The 17,562-nt window shown below is 42.1% G+C and carries 14 protein-coding genes and 2 pseudogenes; 12 read left to right on the plus strand and 4 right to left on the minus strand.

Features of this window, described 5'->3' with window-relative positions; translation table 11 throughout:
* Positions 1 to 17: 17 nt before the first annotated feature.
* Positions 18 to 882, minus strand: a pseudogene (locus MTN95_RS21095) (TetR/AcrR family transcriptional regulator); the annotation flags it as partial.
* A gap of 130 nt (positions 883 to 1,012) precedes the next feature.
* Here MTN95_RS21095 and srfP point away from each other — a divergent pair.
* From srfP to MTN95_RS21115, 4 genes are all read left to right on the plus strand, one after another.
* The gene (gene srfP, locus MTN95_RS21100) at positions 1,013 to 4,162 is read left to right on the plus strand and encodes an efflux RND transporter permease subunit (RefSeq protein WP_248339919.1); all 3,150 of its coding nucleotides are present in this window, start codon (positions 1,013 to 1,015) and stop codon (positions 4,160 to 4,162) included.
* A 324-nt stretch (positions 4,163 to 4,486) separates the two neighbouring features.
* Positions 4,487 to 5,398, plus strand: coding sequence for a diacylglycerol kinase (locus tag MTN95_RS21105; protein WP_010333270.1), 912 nt, complete (start codon positions 4,487 to 4,489; stop codon positions 5,396 to 5,398).
* A 57-nt stretch (positions 5,399 to 5,455) separates the two neighbouring features.
* A complete protein-coding gene (gene rlmD / locus MTN95_RS21110; RefSeq protein WP_248339909.1) occupies positions 5,456 to 6,844 on the plus strand; it encodes a 23S rRNA (uracil(1939)-C(5))-methyltransferase RlmD in 1,389 nt (462 codons plus the stop codon).
* A 438-nt stretch (positions 6,845 to 7,282) separates the two neighbouring features.
* Positions 7,283 to 7,774 (plus strand): HNH endonuclease, encoded by a 492-nt coding sequence (locus MTN95_RS21115; protein ID WP_248339910.1) that lies wholly within the window; start codon positions 7,283 to 7,285, stop codon positions 7,772 to 7,774.
* Positions 7,775 to 8,293: 519 nt separating this feature from the next.
* Here MTN95_RS21115 and MTN95_RS21120 read toward each other — a convergent pair.
* From MTN95_RS21120 to MTN95_RS21130, 3 genes are all read right to left on the minus strand, one after another.
* Complete coding sequence (locus tag MTN95_RS21120; RefSeq protein WP_103672138.1) at positions 8,294 to 8,491, minus strand: hypothetical protein; 198 nt, start codon at positions 8,489 to 8,491, stop codon at positions 8,294 to 8,296.
* Positions 8,492 to 8,689: 198 nt separating this feature from the next.
* Complete coding sequence (locus tag MTN95_RS21125) at positions 8,690 to 9,160, minus strand: antitoxin YezG family protein (RefSeq protein ID WP_248339911.1); 471 nt, start codon at positions 9,158 to 9,160, stop codon at positions 8,690 to 8,692.
* Between the two features lie 4 nt (positions 9,161 to 9,164).
* Positions 9,165 to 11,171 (minus strand): T7SS effector LXG polymorphic toxin, encoded by a 2,007-nt coding sequence (locus MTN95_RS21130; protein WP_248339912.1) that lies wholly within the window; start codon positions 11,169 to 11,171, stop codon positions 9,165 to 9,167.
* A gap of 166 nt (positions 11,172 to 11,337) precedes the next feature.
* Between MTN95_RS21130 and MTN95_RS21135 the strand changes: the two genes are divergently transcribed.
* From MTN95_RS21135 to MTN95_RS21170, 8 genes and pseudogenes are all read left to right on the plus strand, one after another.
* Positions 11,338 to 11,676: a hypothetical protein gene (locus tag MTN95_RS21135; RefSeq protein WP_248339913.1), complete on the plus strand. Its 339-nt coding sequence runs from the start codon at positions 11,338 to 11,340 to the stop codon at positions 11,674 to 11,676.
* 12 nt (positions 11,677 to 11,688) lie between these two features.
* On the plus strand, positions 11,689 to 12,609 hold the full coding sequence (locus tag MTN95_RS21140; RefSeq protein ID WP_248339914.1) for a DUF5655 domain-containing protein: 921 nt from the start codon (positions 11,689 to 11,691) through the stop codon (positions 12,607 to 12,609).
* A 104-nt stretch (positions 12,610 to 12,713) separates the two neighbouring features.
* Positions 12,714 to 13,720: pseudogene (locus MTN95_RS21145) on the plus strand (hypothetical protein).
* A gap of 222 nt (positions 13,721 to 13,942) precedes the next feature.
* On the plus strand, positions 13,943 to 14,380 hold the full coding sequence (locus tag MTN95_RS21150; RefSeq protein WP_229043569.1) for a hypothetical protein: 438 nt from the start codon (positions 13,943 to 13,945) through the stop codon (positions 14,378 to 14,380).
* A gap of 357 nt (positions 14,381 to 14,737) precedes the next feature.
* Positions 14,738 to 15,064: a lysozyme inhibitor LprI family protein gene (locus tag MTN95_RS21155; protein ID WP_248339915.1), complete on the plus strand. Its 327-nt coding sequence runs from the start codon at positions 14,738 to 14,740 to the stop codon at positions 15,062 to 15,064.
* Positions 15,065 to 15,264: 200 nt separating this feature from the next.
* Complete coding sequence (gene rapH / locus MTN95_RS21160; protein ID WP_248339916.1) at positions 15,265 to 16,407, plus strand: response regulator aspartate phosphatase RapH; 1,143 nt, start codon at positions 15,265 to 15,267, stop codon at positions 16,405 to 16,407.
* Entirely contained in the window at positions 16,397 to 16,579 is a 183-nt protein-coding gene (phrH, locus tag MTN95_RS21165) for a phosphatase RapH inhibitor PhrH (protein ID WP_248339917.1), read from the plus strand. The genes rapH and phrH overlap by 11 nt, the downstream gene beginning before the upstream one ends.
* Before the next feature lie 169 nt (positions 16,580 to 16,748).
* Positions 16,749 to 17,468: a YebC/PmpR family DNA-binding transcriptional regulator gene (locus tag MTN95_RS21170; RefSeq protein ID WP_010333282.1), complete on the plus strand. Its 720-nt coding sequence runs from the start codon at positions 16,749 to 16,751 to the stop codon at positions 17,466 to 17,468.
* Positions 17,469 to 17,562: the final 94 nt, after the last annotated feature.

The following is a 17,562-nucleotide window of genomic DNA, read 5'->3' on the forward strand; positions in this document are numbered from 1 at the left end:
CTCCTCATTGCAGAGGGAGCTGCTTTTTTTTGATCAAATAGAAATAAAGATAGAGATCAAAGCGCGAAGCTTTTCAACTTCTTCGAAATCACTTCCGGTCAAATTTGACAGCAGGCCTTTGATAATCGGCTTGCGCGGCTTTTCCTGTGACAGCTCTTCCTCGATCACATCGAGCGAAACGATGATGTCCTCAGGCAATGCGGTGTTTTCTTTCACTTTTTGAATGTCCTGAAGGATCTGGCCTTTATCCGCCGGCACCAGGCTGTAAATGTCTTTTGGCATGAGCGGATTCAGGCTGGAACGGCTTAGCCCCTGTACAAGATCATCCAGTCTCTCCATGATAAATTCAGATATGTTGTCTGCATCAATTTTGATTTCTTCATTAAATACCATCACATTCATATAGGAGTGCACAATGCCTCTTGCCATGATGGAGAGGTCTGAGAGGTAGTTCTCAGTTTCCTTGCCATAAGTCGCAAGCAAAGCGTTCCGATACAGTTTATCTGTCTCGGCTGTGACTTTGTAAAAGTATTGCTTCACTTCTTGGTTTTCCGGAATGATATTTTCAGTAAGCAACAGAACAATAAAATCCTTATGATCGCGAAAATCCTCAAACTGGGCGCTGATTTGCTTTTTCAGCACATCTTTAGGCGGCTGTCCAGCGAGATCCTCTTCTATTTGTTTCATTTTTTTCATAGACATGCCAATGTAATATTCACAGGCAGACAATAGCAGCGCTTCTTTTGATTTGAAATGCAGATAAAAAGCGCCTTTTGAGATGCCGCATTCACTGGCGATTTCCTGGATGGTCGTCGAAGCGTATCCTTTTTTCGCAAATAAACGAATGCTTGTTTTTATGATTCTCTCTTTCTTCTCATTCATGACGTGCTTCCCCTTAATCATTGAAAAATTTAGAAAAATTTTCTGGTATATGAGTTGACGATGTTGCGTTATACCGTTTAGTATTATATAGAATGACCAGTCAGTCAATAAAAACACAATGGAGGATATGATGAATCACGTTATTAATTTCGTTCTGAAAAACAAATTCGCCGTATGGCTGATGACGATTATTGTAACGGCAGCCGGCTTGTACGCGGGTATGAATATGAAGCAAGAATCCATTCCTGATGTAAACATGCCTTACCTGACAATCAGCACGACATATCCGGGAGCGACGCCTAGCCAAGTCGCTGATGAAGTAACGAAACCGGTTGAACAAGCGGTGCAGAACCTGGACGGCGTGAGCGTAGTTACGTCCACGTCCTATGAAAACGCATCGTCGGTTATGATTGAATATGATTATGAGAAAGATATGGACAAAGCGAAAACAGAAGCGGCTGAAGCATTAGAAAACGTCAGCCTGCCTGATGACGCGAAAGATCCTGAAATTTCCCGCTACAGCATGAATTCCTTCCCGATTCTGACGCTCAGCGTATCCAGCGATAAAGATAATCTTCAAGAGCTGACGAAAAAAGTGGAAGATGGCCTCGTACCGAAGCTTGAAGGAACAGAAGGAGTAGCTTCTGTTCAAGTGTCAGGCCAGCAGGTTGAAGAGGTTGAATTCTCTTTCAAAGAAGACAAAATGAAGGAGTACAACCTTGATGAAGATACAGTCAAACAAGTGATTCAAGGTTCAGATGTGACAACTCCGCTTGGATTGTACACATTCGGCAAAGAAGAGAAATCAGTCGTCGTCAGCGGCGATATTGAAACCATTAAAGATTTGAAGAATATGAGAATTCCAAGGGCATCTGCTACTAGTGCAGGCAGCAGCGCCGCAGCAGCACAAAGTGCACAAGCGTCTCAAAGCGCACAGGCGGCAGCACAGGCGCAGCAAAGTGTTAGCACAGACGTGCCGACGGTCAAGCTATCTGACATTGCAACGATTAAAGATGTCAAAAAAGCTGAATCAATTTCCCGCACAAATGGAAAAGACAGCATCGGCATCAACATCATCAAAGCAAACGATGCCAACACGGTAGAGGTTGCCGACAGTGTCAAAGATGAGCTGAAGCAATACAAAGAAGACCATAAAGGCTTCGAATACAGCGCAACACTTGACATGGCAGAACCGATTACAGAATCAGTTGACACAATGTTAAGCAAAGCCATTTTCGGCGCTATCTTTGCGATTGTGATTATTCTCTTATTCTTAAGAGATATTAAATCAACATTAATTTCGATCGTTTCCATTCCGTTATCATTGCTGATCGCACTGCTTGTGCTGCAGCAGCTTGATATTACATTAAATATCATGACGCTCGGTGCAATGACCGTTGCCATCGGACGGGTTGTCGATGACTCCATCGTTGTTATCGAAAACATTTACCGCCGCATGAGACTGAAAGATGAACCGCTGCGCGGAAAAGCCCTGGTCCGTGAAGCAACGAAGGAAATGTTTAAACCGATCATGTCATCCACTATTGTGACAATCGCGGTATTCCTGCCGCTCGCACTGGTAGGCGGACAAATTGGTGAATTGTTTATTCCTTTCGCCTTAACAATTGTATTTGCGCTTGCCGCATCCCTGTTGATTTCGATCACGCTCGTGCCAATGCTCGCGCACAGCCTGTTCAAAAAATCATTAACGGGAGCGCCTGTAAAAGCGAAAGAACACAAACCTGGCAGACTCGCAAACATCTATAAAAAAGTATTGAACTGGGCGCTGAGCCACAAATGGATCACGTCTATCATCGCCGTTCTGATGCTGCTCGGAAGCTTGTTCCTTGTACCGTTAATCGGTGCCAGCTACCTTCCGTCAGCGGAAGAAAAAACGATGCAGATCACATACAGCCCTGAACCGGGTGAAACGAAAAAAGAAGCGGAAGATGAAGCTGAAAAAGCAGAAAAAATCCTGCTTGACCGCAAGCATGTCGATACGGTTCAGTATTCATTAGGCTCTGGCAGCCCGCTTGCCGGAGGAGATTCAAACGGCGCATTGTTCTACATCAAATATGACAGCGACACGCCGGATTTTGATAAAGAAAAAGACAACGTGCTGAAAGAAATCAAAAAGCAGTCTGACCGCGGAGAATGGAAGTCACAGGACTTCAGCTCTTCAGGCAATAACAATGAATTGACATACTATGTGTATGGCGATTCAGAAAATGACATTAAAGACACTGTCAAAGACATTGAGAAGGTCATGAAGAATGAAAAGGATCTGAAGAACGTAAACTCAGGCCTTTCCAGCACATATGATGAGTATACATTTGTCGCTGACCAAGAAAAGCTGAGCAAACTCGGTTTAACAGCTTCTCAAATTTCTAAGGCCTTAATGTCAGAGACAGCACAGGACCCGCTCACAACCGTGAAAAAAGACGGCAAAGAGCTTGATGTGAACATTAAAACCGAAAAAGACGAGTATAAGAGTGTCAAAGATTTAGAGAACAAAAAGATCACATCAGCCACTGGCAAAGAAGTCAAAATTGGTGATGTGGCAAAAGTAAAAGAAGGCACTACATCTGATACGGTGTCTAAACGTGACGGGAAAGTGTATGCTGATGTCACTGGTGAGGTTGCATCAGATAACGTGACAGCTGTATCCGTTGATGTACAGAAGAAAATTGATAAGCTTGACATGCCTGACAACGTAACGATCGATACAGGCGGTGTTTCCGCAGATATCGCGGATTCCTTTACGAAGCTTGGATTAGCGATGCTTGCAGCGATTGCGATCGTCTACCTCGTGCTTGTGATTACATTCGGCGGAGCATTAGCGCCATTTGCGATTCTGTTCTCACTGCCGTTTACAATCATCGGTGCCCTGGTCGGACTTTACGTATCAGGTGAGACAATCAGTCTGAACGCGATGATCGGTATGCTGATGCTGATCGGTATCGTTGTTACAAACGCCATTGTCTTAATTGACCGCGTGATTCATAAGGAAGCGGAAGGACTGTCTACGAGAGAAGCGCTCTTAGAAGCGGGCTCCACACGACTCCGTCCGATCCTGATGACAGCCATAGCGACAATCGGCGCCTTGATTCCATTAGCTCTCGGCTTCGAAGGCGGAAGCCAGGTCATTTCAAAAGGACTCGGCGTAACGGTTATCGGCGGTTTAATCAGTTCGACGCTTCTGACTCTCTTGATCGTGCCAATCGTATACGAAGTATTGGCGAAGTTCCGCAAGAAAAAACCGGGAACGGAAGAAGAGTAAAAATGACAAAAAGCCTCAGCTATGCTGGGGCTTTCAGCTTGTTGAAAAACCCTCGCATTCGTTGTCAGGTCTGCGCGTCGGTGCTCACGAATTCTACATTCGCTCCGCTCCAATGCTCCCCCTTCCTAGACTACAAGGGTTTTCAATCAAGCTGAAAGAATGTTAAGGATGACAAAAGCTCAAAACAAGAATCAGTTTTGAGCTTTTGTGCGTTTTCATCTGTAAGATTATGTACATTTTGTTGCGATTTTTTTAACTCATAGTATAATTAAAGGTTGTTAGTGTAAAAATGGATCGGATACTCTTAAGTAGGATGATGAGATAATGAAACGTGCACGCATAATATACAATCCGACTTCGGGACGGGAGGTTTTTAAAAAGCATCTTGCCCAGGTCCTGCAAAAATTTGAACAAGCCGGCTATGAAACCTCCACCCATGCCACAACATGTGCGGGAGACGCAACGCATGCTGCCAAGGAAGCGGCATTGCGTGAGTTTGACCTGATCATTGCGGCAGGCGGAGACGGAACGATCAACGAGGTCGTCAACGGGCTTGCTCCACTAGACAATCGTCCGACACTCGGCGTGATTCCTGTCGGCACAACAAATGACTTCGCCAGAGCGCTTGGCATTCCGCGAGAGGATATTTTAAAAGCGGCGGATACAGTGATTAACGGTGTTGCCCGCCCAATTGATATCGGACAGGTCAACGGCCAGTATTTTATCAATATCGCCGGCGGAGGCCGCCTGACGGAGCTGACGTACGACGTCCCAAGCAAACTCAAAACGATGCTCGGCCAGCTTGCTTATTATTTAAAGGGTATGGAAATGCTGCCTTCACTTCGTCCGACAGAAGTCGAGATTGAATATGACGGCAAGCTGTTTCAAGGTGAAATCATGCTGTTTTTGGTCACGCTGACAAATTCCGTCGGCGGGTTCGAAAAACTCGCGCCGGATTCCAGCCTGAATGACGGCATGTTTGATTTGATGATATTAAAGAAAGCAAACCTTGCTGAATTTATCAGAGTCGCATCAATGGCGCTCCGCGGCGAACACATCAACGATCAGCACATTATTTATACAAAAGCGAACCGCGTGAAAGTCAATGTATCAGAAAAGATGCAGCTGAACCTGGACGGCGAGTACGGCGGCATGCTGCCGGGCGAATTCGTGAATCTGTACCGACACATTCACGTCGTCATGCCGAAGGAGAAAGCGGAACAGCTGGATGACTAAAAACTTGGCTTTAATGAGCCAAGTTTTTCTTTCGCTTAAAACAAGAGGTGAACATACATGAAAATGAAACCCCCAGTAGAAAAAAATGAATACTACGATGTGACATTTGAAGATTTGACGCACGAAGGAGCGGGCGTCGCAAAGGTGCAGGGCTTCCCGATCTTCGTGCCGAACGCTCTGCCGGAAGAAAAAGCCCAAATCAAAGTCACACGTGTCAAAAAAGGCTTTGCTTTTGGCCGTCTGATTGAGCTGAAAGAAGAAAGCCCGCACAGAACGGACGCCCCATGCCCAATTTACAAGCAATGCGGCGGCTGCCAGCTTCAGCACATGACCTACGAAGGCCAGCTCTTGTTTAAACAGAAACAAGTCAAAGACGTCTTAGAACGGATCGGCAAGCTGGACCTGTCCAACGTCACCGTGCACCCGACACTCGGCATGGAAGACCCATGGAACTATAGAAACAAAGCACAGGTGCCGGTGGGAGAACGAGAAGGCGGACTCGTCGCCGGATTCTATCAGCAAAGAAGCCATGATATCATCGACATGAGCGCCTGCCTGATCCAGCAATCCAAAAACGACGAAGCCGTTCAAGCCGTCAAAGACATTTGCGCAAACTACGGTGTCAAAGCCTACAACGAAGAACGCCACAAAGGCTGGCTCCGCCACATCATGGTCAGATACGGCGTCGTTACGGGTGAAATGATGATCGTCTTCATCACAAAAACAAACGACTTCCCGAACAAAGTGAAGATTATCGAAGACATCACAGCGCAATTCCCGCACGTCAAATCTATCGTGCAAAACATCAACCCAAATAAGACAAACGTCATCTTCGGCAATGAAACAAACGTCATCTGGGGTGAAGAATACATCTACGACCTCATCGGAGACGTCAAATTCGCCATCTCTGCCAGATCGTTCTACCAAGTCAACCCGGAGCAGACAAAAGTGCTATACGACAAAGCGCTTGAGTACGCGGAACTGCAAGGCGAAGAAACCGTCATCGACGCCTACTGCGGCATCGGAACGATTTCTCTCTTCCTGGCGAAGCAGGCGAAAAAAGTGTACGGCGTAGAGATTGTGCCGGAAGCGATTGAAGACGCCAAACGAAATGCAGAATTAAACGGCATCACAAACGCAGAGTTCGCGGTTGGAGAAGCGGAAACCGTGATTCCAAAATGGTATGAAGAAGGTATCACGGCCGATACGCTAGTCGTCGACCCGCCAAGAAAAGGCTGCGACGAAGCCCTCCTGCGGACGATTGTGGAGATGAAGCCGAAGCGGGTAGTGTATGTGTCCTGTAATCCGGGTACGCTTGCGAGAGATTTGCGGGTGCTTGAGGATGGCGGGTATGCGACGCGCGAAGTGCAGCCTGTGGATATGTTTCCGCATACGAATCATGTGGAGGTGACAGTAAAACTTGTTTTAGGGGATACAGTTAGCTAAACTGTACCTAATTAAGATGAAAGAGTAGGGGGGAGATAATTTTTAATCTTTTTCTCCCCCCCCTAAAAAAAATATTTCCATTTTTTCAATAAGCTTTTGTAGAACTTGCTTTAATACGTGCATCTTATATTTCTGCTAAATTTTGTTCATAAGATTTCATTTTTGTAATATTATAGAGTTAACATAAGAACTTTATGGGGGAATTATATGCATTTTATCAATAGTGAAGGTAAATACTTTACCAAAGCGATTTTAATTGAAGCAAATAATGCTGCAATTAGAGAAGATAGATAGAAATCGCCAGCTTAACGAACACTACTTAGAGAATTTGCCAGAAGATAAAGTTTTTCCATTATATTAGCTATGGATGAACATAATAGAGGAGAGATTAGGGTACAAATTCTATTTGATGATAAAGGGACACGTGGTTTCTTAGACATGACCAAAAAACGATATAACTATTTACCACAAGCAACTTTTAATGAAGACGGAACAATCGAATTAGAGTCGGAAGAAGCACTTAATGCCAGAAGACCTTACCCTCCTGGCAGAGAATACGTAGAAAAAGTAGTTAGAACAGTAGTAAGGGATAAAGGTTTTAGAGAGAAAATACTCTCTGCGTACGGTAATGAGTGTGCTATGTGTGAAGTAAATGAGCGTTCTTCCCTCGTGGCGGCTCATATTTATCCTGCACATTTATGTAGTGATGACAGTGTAAATAATGGAATATGTTTATGCTCTAATCATGACAAGGCATATGAAAGAGGGAATATATGTATAACCGCTGAAGGGGATATCATTATTCGAGATCAAAATAGTAAAGTAGACTATCAGAAAATTCGTTTTCCAAAACTTAAGGGTGACTATCCTTCTAAAAAAAGATTAAATCAACGGTTGGAAATTTCTAAGAGTAAGAGCATTGAAAAATGAAAATTTACTAAAAGGAATTAATGCCACTCCTTCTCTGTAGTATGTACTATCAAATCACATACATGTGGAGTGTGTGGCTGTGTTTGAACAAGGAAACTTACACCTATGGAGGGTGTTGCCTTTTTTAGTGATCTTATATTTAAATCACTAATTTCAGAAATATGCGTACTCAAGTGAGGACAACATTTTTTCGATATTTAAAACCTCTTCCATTACATTCAGTAAGTAGCCCATAACTGATCGACTAGGTCCCAATGTATAACATCCAGCAAATACTGATCCACATACTTGAATTGAATAGCTCCGTTTATATAGTAAAATCCAGATCGTGTTTTATTTTTCTTAATTCAGAAATGATCAATTGGTATGAAATAAGTATCGATCTTGTTAGGCAAATCAGATAAATCGGTTATGAGTTTGTTTGGTTTGCATATGAGAGTTTGAACATAAAACATTTAATCACCTTGTTATATCGTATTTCTTCAGAAAAACAGACGCAGCCTAAGCTGCGTCTTGTCATTAACCAAGCGTTCCGTTTTCTGCAATCGTCATTTTCTTGTCAAAGATGGCTTTGTCTGCTAGGGAGTTCGTTGAATCGTTTGCAGCTTTGCTTGTCATGTTTCTGGATGCTACGTTTACTTCATTACCCAAGGAAGAACTGATAAAGCTTACACCGATCAAAGCAATTACAGCGCACAAAGTCAGTTTAAATTTCATACAAACAATCCCCTCTCTGAATTTGTTTGCGGGCATGAACCATCTTTTTGAAACAGATAACAGAATCATCCATGAAGCAATCAATTTATTAGTTGATCGGTTAACAAATTTTATAATAGGTTTGTTTTTTTGGTTTCCATAAAAGCCAACCTGAGAATATAAAATAGCCCAGCAGTAAAAAGCTGAGCTATTTTTGAATTATAGACCGAAGTAGTTTATTACAAACTGTTTATCTTCCTCATCTTCAGGCAATATTCCTAAATTTTTATATTCCCATACTACTTGTCGTTGAGTACCATTTAAGTCTGAGGCAATGACATCGGTGTAATCATAATCTATTGAAAATTTCCCGCTTCTTTCTAAATGTAAAGTGAGGTTTGTCCATAAGTCCTCATTGTTTGTTTTAAATTCATTTCGTAACTCTTCGAAATAATCATGCAATTCATATAGAAGTTCGTCATATATATCTTCATTAACATTAAAGTGTTCAGGAATATCGTGTGAATATATATATTCCTGATTTTGTGGAATAGTAAAGAAAAAGTAAACTTCTGAAGAATCATCTAAAATTTCGGCATAAAGAGCAACCTTCTCCCACTCAGAGGGGATAATTTCATTTATTTGCTCAGCGATTTTTTGATATAGTACTCCCATCTTTTCAGTTTCCACAATATCAGCCTCCTGCTTGATTTTTTATTCTAACATTTTTAAATCTTTTATTCCCGATCTTATATTTGACTTTAAATAAATTAGGTCTTAAAGAGTCTCCACTATAAATAGGCTTAATTTCAATTGTTACTAATTTGGGAGGTTCTTCTTTAAGAGCTTTTGCCCACTCCTGCTCCATCTCATACCATTTCCCGCCGCTCCTATTAATCTGAGAATTCATCGGCACGATATTGTCAAACTGGCCTGAGCCTTTGAATTGGGTGGCGATTAAATGGCCTCCGTCGTCATCTGTCAGCCGGTCAGGTTTACCTGCTTTAGACTGTGCATATTGGTTACGTTTTGCTTCTCCCATCTGCAAGTCGGCTTTGACACTTGTAATTCTACCATAGTTGTCAGTGGTGTACGTGTAGCCTTCTTTTGTTTTATAGACAACATTCGGTTTCAGCACTTTCTTTCTGCTCCATTTTGCATAATGCTCGCCGTATTTGACGTTTACTGGCGGTACAACTGGCGCTGGTGTTCGTCTTCCGCTTGATGACGTTCCGTACGGTTTCGGCAGGATGACCTTGGCGAATTTTTGCAGTCCTTCTTTAAGCGTGACCCCGTTGACTGCGTTGTAAGGAACACCTGCCGGCACTAAGTCATGACGCGGGTGATACGGGAGAATATCCGCAAGTGTGAGATCTCCGATTTGATTTAACTTGGTTTTGACGCGTTTTTTTGATACTTCAATGCCTGTGTTTACCTTTTGTTTGATCTGATCAACGGTTTGTTTTGAGACCGTTATGGCTTTTTGTGCTGTGGGTGATTTGCTTGCTGCTGTTTTGACTTTAGTTGTCACTTTGGCGGCTGTGCCAGTCTTTGAGACGGCGCCAACACCTTTTGTGCCGACAACTGAGGTGACAACAGTGCCAACCGCATATGACACCCATCTTGCTCTTGAGTAGGTGTCACCATTCACCATGTCTTTTTGGTATGATTCTTCGATTGCCGCTGAAATGGCTTCATACGTTTTGATCGGGTGAGCCACCGCTCCTGTAATGGCTTCAACGGTTCCGTCCGGATCTGTGATCATATCCCACAGACCTGTGACCGCGTCTTTTCCTGAATCGTAAAGGCCGACGGCAACCCCTTTGAAGCCTGCTTCAAGTTCACGCGTGTTTTCAATTTGGGTAAAGTATCTTTGTTGTTCTGCTGTCAGATTTTCATAGCCGATCGTTTTTGCCATTGTGTAAAATTCATCGGCATCCGCATAATCGTAGTTTTTCAGTCTTTCTTTCAGTTTTTCAATCTCGCGTTCCTTCGCTTCCTCTTTCTTAATCTTCAAGTAAGCATTCGTCCGCTTTTCAATGTCGCCTTTTTTCTTATGTATGTCACTCTCACGGTACCCCTTGGCGTTGTAGTGGATGGGTGTTGCGTTTTTGCCTTTGCCTGTTGCTTCTTGGAGCTTTTGGAAATCGGACTTGATGAATTGTTCGTTTGGTTCTGACAGGGCGTATTCTGTATTCAGGTCTTCGTCTAAGGCGTCCAATTTTTCCAGTGTTTTTTTGCGTTTGTCGTTGGCATCGGCCAGCTCGTCTTTGAAGGCTTCTGTTGAAAACAGGTCGAGCGGGAGGATGTCGTTGATATCGTTCAGTATGTCTTTCATGGCTTTTTTCTGTTCGGACATGATGGATTTCGATTTTTTGTGGGCGTTTGCCAGCTCATGTTCCAGAAAGGATTCTTCGATGTATGCGTCAGAGAGGGCTTTATCCTCGACGGCTCCGGCGATGCTGGTGAAAAATGCGATTTTCATGTCGATGTAGTCGATCCATTGGTCGGTGACGCCGACGTGGTCATGGTAGAAGGCTTTGATGTTGCTGGCGCCTTTTCCCGAGAATTCACTGTCACTGAGATTAGCGACGTTTTTTAATGCTTTTCTCAAATTGACCATTTGCGTTCTTAGTTCTTTATACTCTTTCGCGCGGTCTGTTGCTTCAGAAAGCAGTGTTTTGGCTTCAAGTACTTTCATGACCATTTCCCTTCTTTTTTACACTCAATATCAAAATTTTACCACGGAGCAGGATAAGGGTGGGGGTGAGAACGTGTTTTGGTGGAAAAATGAGTCATTTGGCATGTGTCTAAGTGCGCAGTTTTGATATGATGATGATAGATCAATAAAAAGGGGAAGAGCTCATTTGGATAAAGATTTCTTAATCATAAAGATCAAGGATATTCAAAAAGGCGACACGCTAACGAACCGTGCCTGCGGGAACTGGGATATGAAATTGTCCAGGGCAAAGGAATGTAAACGGGCAATTGTTATTCGGAGCGGTGTAATTTTAAATGTTTACAAGATCGTTGATTCGTGGGAATCTGATGAACCCGCCAAGATCACTAAAACGAATAATAGAGTCCGGTTTCAATTGGCAGAGTGCCGTGACTATTCTTATTTGATTGGCAGTACGCTGAAAACGAAAACGCAAAATCCGGTTTCAAGTCTATCTTTAGAAACCTTAATGGAACTAGTAAAATAAAAGGAGCCTAGCATGTATCTCTATAAAGTAAACAAACAAAATCAGATAGAAGATATTCGCCAGAAACCGTTTAAAAAAGAGAAAGAGATTCAGGATTTATGTGAAACCAATCTTCGGAAGATGCTAGGTCTCAGGTTTGTAAAATCTGAATTTAGGATCAGTAATTTTCGCATTGATACGCTAGCGTTTGATGATGAGACGAATGCTTTCGTGATTATTGAGTATAAAAATACGAAGAACTTTAGTGTTGTTGACCAAGGCTATGCTTATTTAGCGGCGATGCTTAATCATAAAGCTGATTTTATTCTTGAATACAATGAGAATCATGATCGTCCTTTAAAGCGGGATGATGTGGACTGGTCGCAGTCTAAGGTCATTTTTATTTCACCTGTTTTTACGGTGTATCAAAAGCAATCCATTCATTTTAAAGATCTTCCAATTGAATTGTGGGAGATTAAAAGATATGAAAATGATCTGATTCATATGAATCAAATGAAAGCTGAGGGTGTATCCGAGTCGATTAAGACCATTTCGCGGCAAAGTGAGACCATTCAAGAGGTCAGTAAAGAAATTAAAGTGTTTTCTGAAGAGGATCACCTTGCAGATAAGCCGTTTGACATCATAGAGCTTTATCAGCAGCTAAAGGAATTCATTTTAAACTTGGACGATCATATTTCAATCAAACCGACGAAGATTTATATTGCGTTTACGTCAAATAAGCGAAACTTCGTGGATATTTCTCTTTTAAAAAGCGGACTTAAGGTGTGGGTGAATATGAAAAAGGGAGAATTGCAGGATCCTGAAGAGAGAATGCGGGATGTCTCTGAGACCGGCCACTGGGGAAATGGCGACTATGAGATTTTCATAAAGGACGACGAACACATTGAATATATCACGGGATTGATCAAACAATCCTACGAGAAAAATAAGTGAGAACTTCTATTGAGAAGTTCTTTTTTTATTGGGTTACAAGGGAAATGTGCAGAGCACGTTGAAAACGATATAGAGTTTTTAACCATATAATAGGAGTTGTTTATATGAAAAAGCGTTATATACTATTAGGCTTGCTCGCAAGTGTTTTTATGTTGATTGCATATATTTACTCTCAAAATAAGAATACGTATCCTGTCAAAGCTTCCGCCATCCATCCTGAAGAAGACCGCATCTTTTTTATTTACTCCAATCCCTTCATGAAAGAAAGCACGCTGCTCTCAACCTCAACAGGCGAAAGATTTAATAGGCGCACGTTCAAGGTGGCGGATGTGCCGTACATTCAAACAAAATCTTACGCATCAACAGACATTGTATTATTAGCGGAACACGAGTCTTTTTATTACACGCTGGAGAAGGATGCCATAAAAAAGCATCCGCTACCAAATCCATTTTCGTTCTGGTATGAGGGGAAGGATGTTTCTGTTAAGGCCTATAATGTTGATACGACGGGGAATGACATCCATATAAATGACAAAAAAACGAAAAAGGAATATAGCCTCACCTGCCTTCGCTTGTCACGATGGGGTCGAGTGACGAGAATTATATTTATGTCATTCAAGGCATGGCAATTTACGTGATCGACAGAAACACAGAGGAAATCATTGAGACCCTAAGTTTAGCCTCGTATGGGGATACATTCGCAGACTCAGCCGATTTTATTGTCGCGAGCTCGGAGCATGAACTGACTGTGATTGAAAAAGGGACATGGAAGACGAAGTATATTTCTTATCCTGATGATCTTGAATATGCTGATACCGTGTACTATGACAAAGAAAGCGGCAGTTTTTATGTGACGTACGAAGACAAAGAGGGGGAAGCGAACCTGCTTGAGTATGGGAAGGACTTTTCTTTTCGCACATACGGCTTAAAATTCCCTTATATGGATGCAAAGTTTAAGGGGAATCAACTTTATGTTGTTGCCCAGGAAGAGCATAAAAAGGGCATTGGCGGATACGTGGGTGTGTTTGATATCCATTCTAAGAAGATGCTTTATCAGTTTGATTTGTCTGAGGAACAAGTGAAGGTACAGGATTTTATCGTGGTTGATTAGACTCCAAGGCTATAACTTAGAGTCAAGTTCTTATGTTTCGAGGTGAGTAAATTAACCAAATGCCACTTCGGCTGAATAATAGAATTTATTATAAACTTCAGCTTAGTTTTGATTACTAGAAAATATTTTATAAAATATATTTTAATTCTTGGTTTCATGGTTTATAATGTATAACAGTCCTGTATTTTACAATTTTGATTGATTTGATGGAGGTATTTGATAATGAAAAGAGTAAATCACTTGATGACACTAGTTCTTGCCGGTGTGATGGCATTTGGACTAGTATTCATTGGATCGGGTCATTCAGCCAAGGCTGTTAGTAAAACTACGAGCTTTACATTCCATGCAGCTGTAGACACAAAATCCTTTATTCACACATCAGAAAACTATAAGAATGTTTATGCTACAGTTGAAATGGGAAGAACAGGAACTTGGGAAAGTGCTGCTTATTGCAAATTATATCTGCAGCGTTATACAAACGGTTCTTGGAAAACAATCGATACAGCTTCTGGAAATGCATCATATGGTAGAAAATTAAATGTTACATTCACAAACATCGCAAAAAAATCTGCATCGACTAGAGTGAAACTAAAACTTTATAATAATTGGAATCACTCAGACTATATGCAAACAGTATATTCCAGTAAATGGACTAGATAAAAATAAAGCTCTCCTTTTAAGAAGGAGAGCTTTTTAAATTACATTAATACGATCACCTAGTTTACCATTTTGGCGTTTGAATTCTATTTTAAAGTTTATTTAAAAGAAACATATTGTTCTAATAGTCTAGTTATCGATTTTAGATAAATAAAGATATAAAAAACCTATAAATTAATTTAGCGATCATTGGGGAACAGAAGGATGAGCAGAGACAATTACATATAAATTGGGTGCGCTGTTTTTATCTATTTTACGACTATATATCAGCGTGTTCTGACAGCTGAGCTTCTGATAGGGGTCAGGAAGAGCAAACCGTGAATAAAGTGAGTTATACGAAGCCGACAGAGCAAGAGCAGAATGCGAAAACCGAATCATCTGATACAGCTGGTACACAGAGCCCTTAGCAGGGATCGGAAAGCACAAAATCAGATTATTTTGCCAAACTGTCAGCAGATAGAAAAACACTATGATTATCAAATGATTGAGGATTACGGCTATAACTATCAAATGTGGGACGGATCGATGAATGAGATATTCGGCGGTTTGCAAAAGCAGCTTTCTGCTTCAGACATGGTGGGGCTAAAAAGTGAACAGCGCCAATGGATGAAGGATAGAAATGCTACAGTTCAGAAAAGATATGATGAGGGCGGCGGTTCTTTATCCCGAGTCGTCCAAACGGAATAGCTTGCAAAACAGACGAAAGAGCTCTGTTACGATCGGTGAAAACGTATAGGAAATAAGTGACACGGGACCCTTCCATGGGGTCCTTTTTAGCGGAGAAAAACAAATTGACAGGATGAAAAAACAATTTCTTCCTGTTGTCTTGTTTTCAAAATTTGGGATTGATAGAATATGACATATCTTACAGAGAGGGAGGGAAGCGAGTGAAGCAAGCGATACCATCTTCGCGTGTTGGTGTTAAGATTAATGAATGGTACAAGATGATTCGACAGTTCAGTGTTCCGGATGCTGAGGTTCTGAAAGCGGAAGTGGAGCAGGACATTCAGCAGATGGAAGAGGATCAGGATTTGCTGATCTATTATTCTCTGATGTGTTTTCGGCACCAGCTGATGCTGGATTATTTGGAGCCGGGACAAACATACGGGAATCGCCCTACAGTGACAGAGCTTTTAGAAACGATTGAAGCCCCTCAGAAAAAACTCACAGGTCTTTTGAAATACTACTCTTTGTTTTTCCGCGGCATGTATGAATTTGATCAGAAAGAATATGTTGAAGCGATTGGATATTACCGTGAGGCGGAGAAGGAGCTTCCGTTTGTAACAGATGAAATCGAGAAAGCGGAATTTCATTTTAAGGTGGCAGAAGCATACTACAATATGAAACAAACTCATGTGTCGATGCATCATATCCTTCAAGCCTTAAACATTTATCAAGATCATCCGTTATATAGCATGAGAAGAATACAAAGCTTGTTTATCGTAGCGGGAAATTATGATGACTTCAGATGCTATGATAAAGCGCTCCCGCATTTAAGAAAGGCGCTGGAGCTGGCAATGGACATTCAAAACGACAGGTTCATTGGCATCTCTTTATTGAACATCGCCAACAGTTATGACAGGTCAGGAAGATATGATTTGGCAATTGAGCACTTCCAAAAAGCGGCGAAAGTAAGCAGAGAAACGGTCCCTGACTTGCTGCCGAAAGTCTTGTTTGGGTTAAGCTGGACATTATGTAAAGCTGGACAAAAACAGCAGGCGTTTCAGTTTATAGATGAAGGTTTAGAACATATCAAAAAATATCCAAATACGCTTCACCATAAATACTATAAAGAATTGTATACGTTCTTACAGGCGGTGTACAAAGATGTTATGGATGAAGACAGGATTCATGATGTATTGAGCTGCTTTGAAGAAAAGAATCTGCACGCCTATGTGGAAGCATGTGCCCAAAGTGCGGCATCTGTATTTGAAAGCCGCTGTCATTTTGAAGATGCTGCTGTGCTTTACCGAAAAGTGCTGCAAGCACAAGAAGATATTCAAAAAGGGGAGTGTCTATATGAATATTAAGAAAAAAGTGATGGTATGTCTTGGTGTAACACTTATATTTGGCGGCAGCCTGTCTTTTCCGTTCTTGACAAATTCCGGCGGTGTTAAGGAAGCAACGGATCGAAACACGACGTATATCGATCATTCCTCTCATAATGACATGACTGATCAGGATAAGAAAGCCCTTAGTTAGGGCTTTTTTTCTTGCTTTATTGGAAGTTTGTGTCGTCTCGTACTTTTAAACTACCGCATTCCTTCTATTTCTAACGCAAGACACTCGAAACAACCAAAGCATTTGAGGTATAATGGTTAAAGTGAATAACAGTATTTAGATTGATATATATGAAAGAGAGTGGAACATCATGGGCCGTAAGTGGAACAATATTAAAGAGAAGAAGGCGTCTAAGGACGCAAATACGAGTCGGGTTTACGCAAAGTTTGGCCGTGAGATTTATGTGGCGGCGAAGCAGGGCGAGCCTGATCCGGAATCCAATCAGGCGCTGAAGGTTGTGCTTGAGCGCGCGAAGACTTACAGCGTGCCGAAAAATATCATTGAACGTGCGATCGAGAAGGCGAAGGGCGGAGCGGAAGAAAATTATGATGAGCTTCGTTATGAGGGCTTCGGGCCGAACGGATCAATGATTATCGTTGATGCGCTGACGAATAATGTGAACCGTACGGCGCCGGAAGTGCGTGCGGCGTTCGGAAAAAATGGCGGAAACATGGGTGTGAGCGGATCTGTTGCTTACATGTTTGACGCAACGGCTGTTATTGGTGTGGAAGGCAAAACGGCTGATGAAGCGCTTGAAATTCTCATGGAAGCGGATGTGGATGTCCGCGATATTTTAGAAGAGGATGACAGCGTGATCGTCTATGCGGAGCCGGATCAATTCCATGCAGTGCAGGAGGCATTTAAAAACGCGGGCGTTGAGGAATTTACGGTAGCGGAGCTGACCATGCTTGCGCAAAGTGAAGTGACACTTCCTGAGGACGCGAAAGAACAGTTCGAAAAGCTGATTGACGCGTTAGAGGACTTGGAAGACGTTCAGCAGGTGTATCATAACGTAGATCTTGGTGAATAAAAAAGGAGCAGACTGTCAGGGACTGACCCCTGTTTTTGAGACAGGGATCAAAACACCTTTTATACAGCCAATTGCCGATAGCTTATCGGTGATT

Source organism: Bacillus sp. 2CMS4F, assembly GCF_023161785.1.
Classification (GTDB): Bacteria; Bacillota; Bacilli; order Bacillales; family Bacillaceae; genus Bacillus; species Bacillus halotolerans.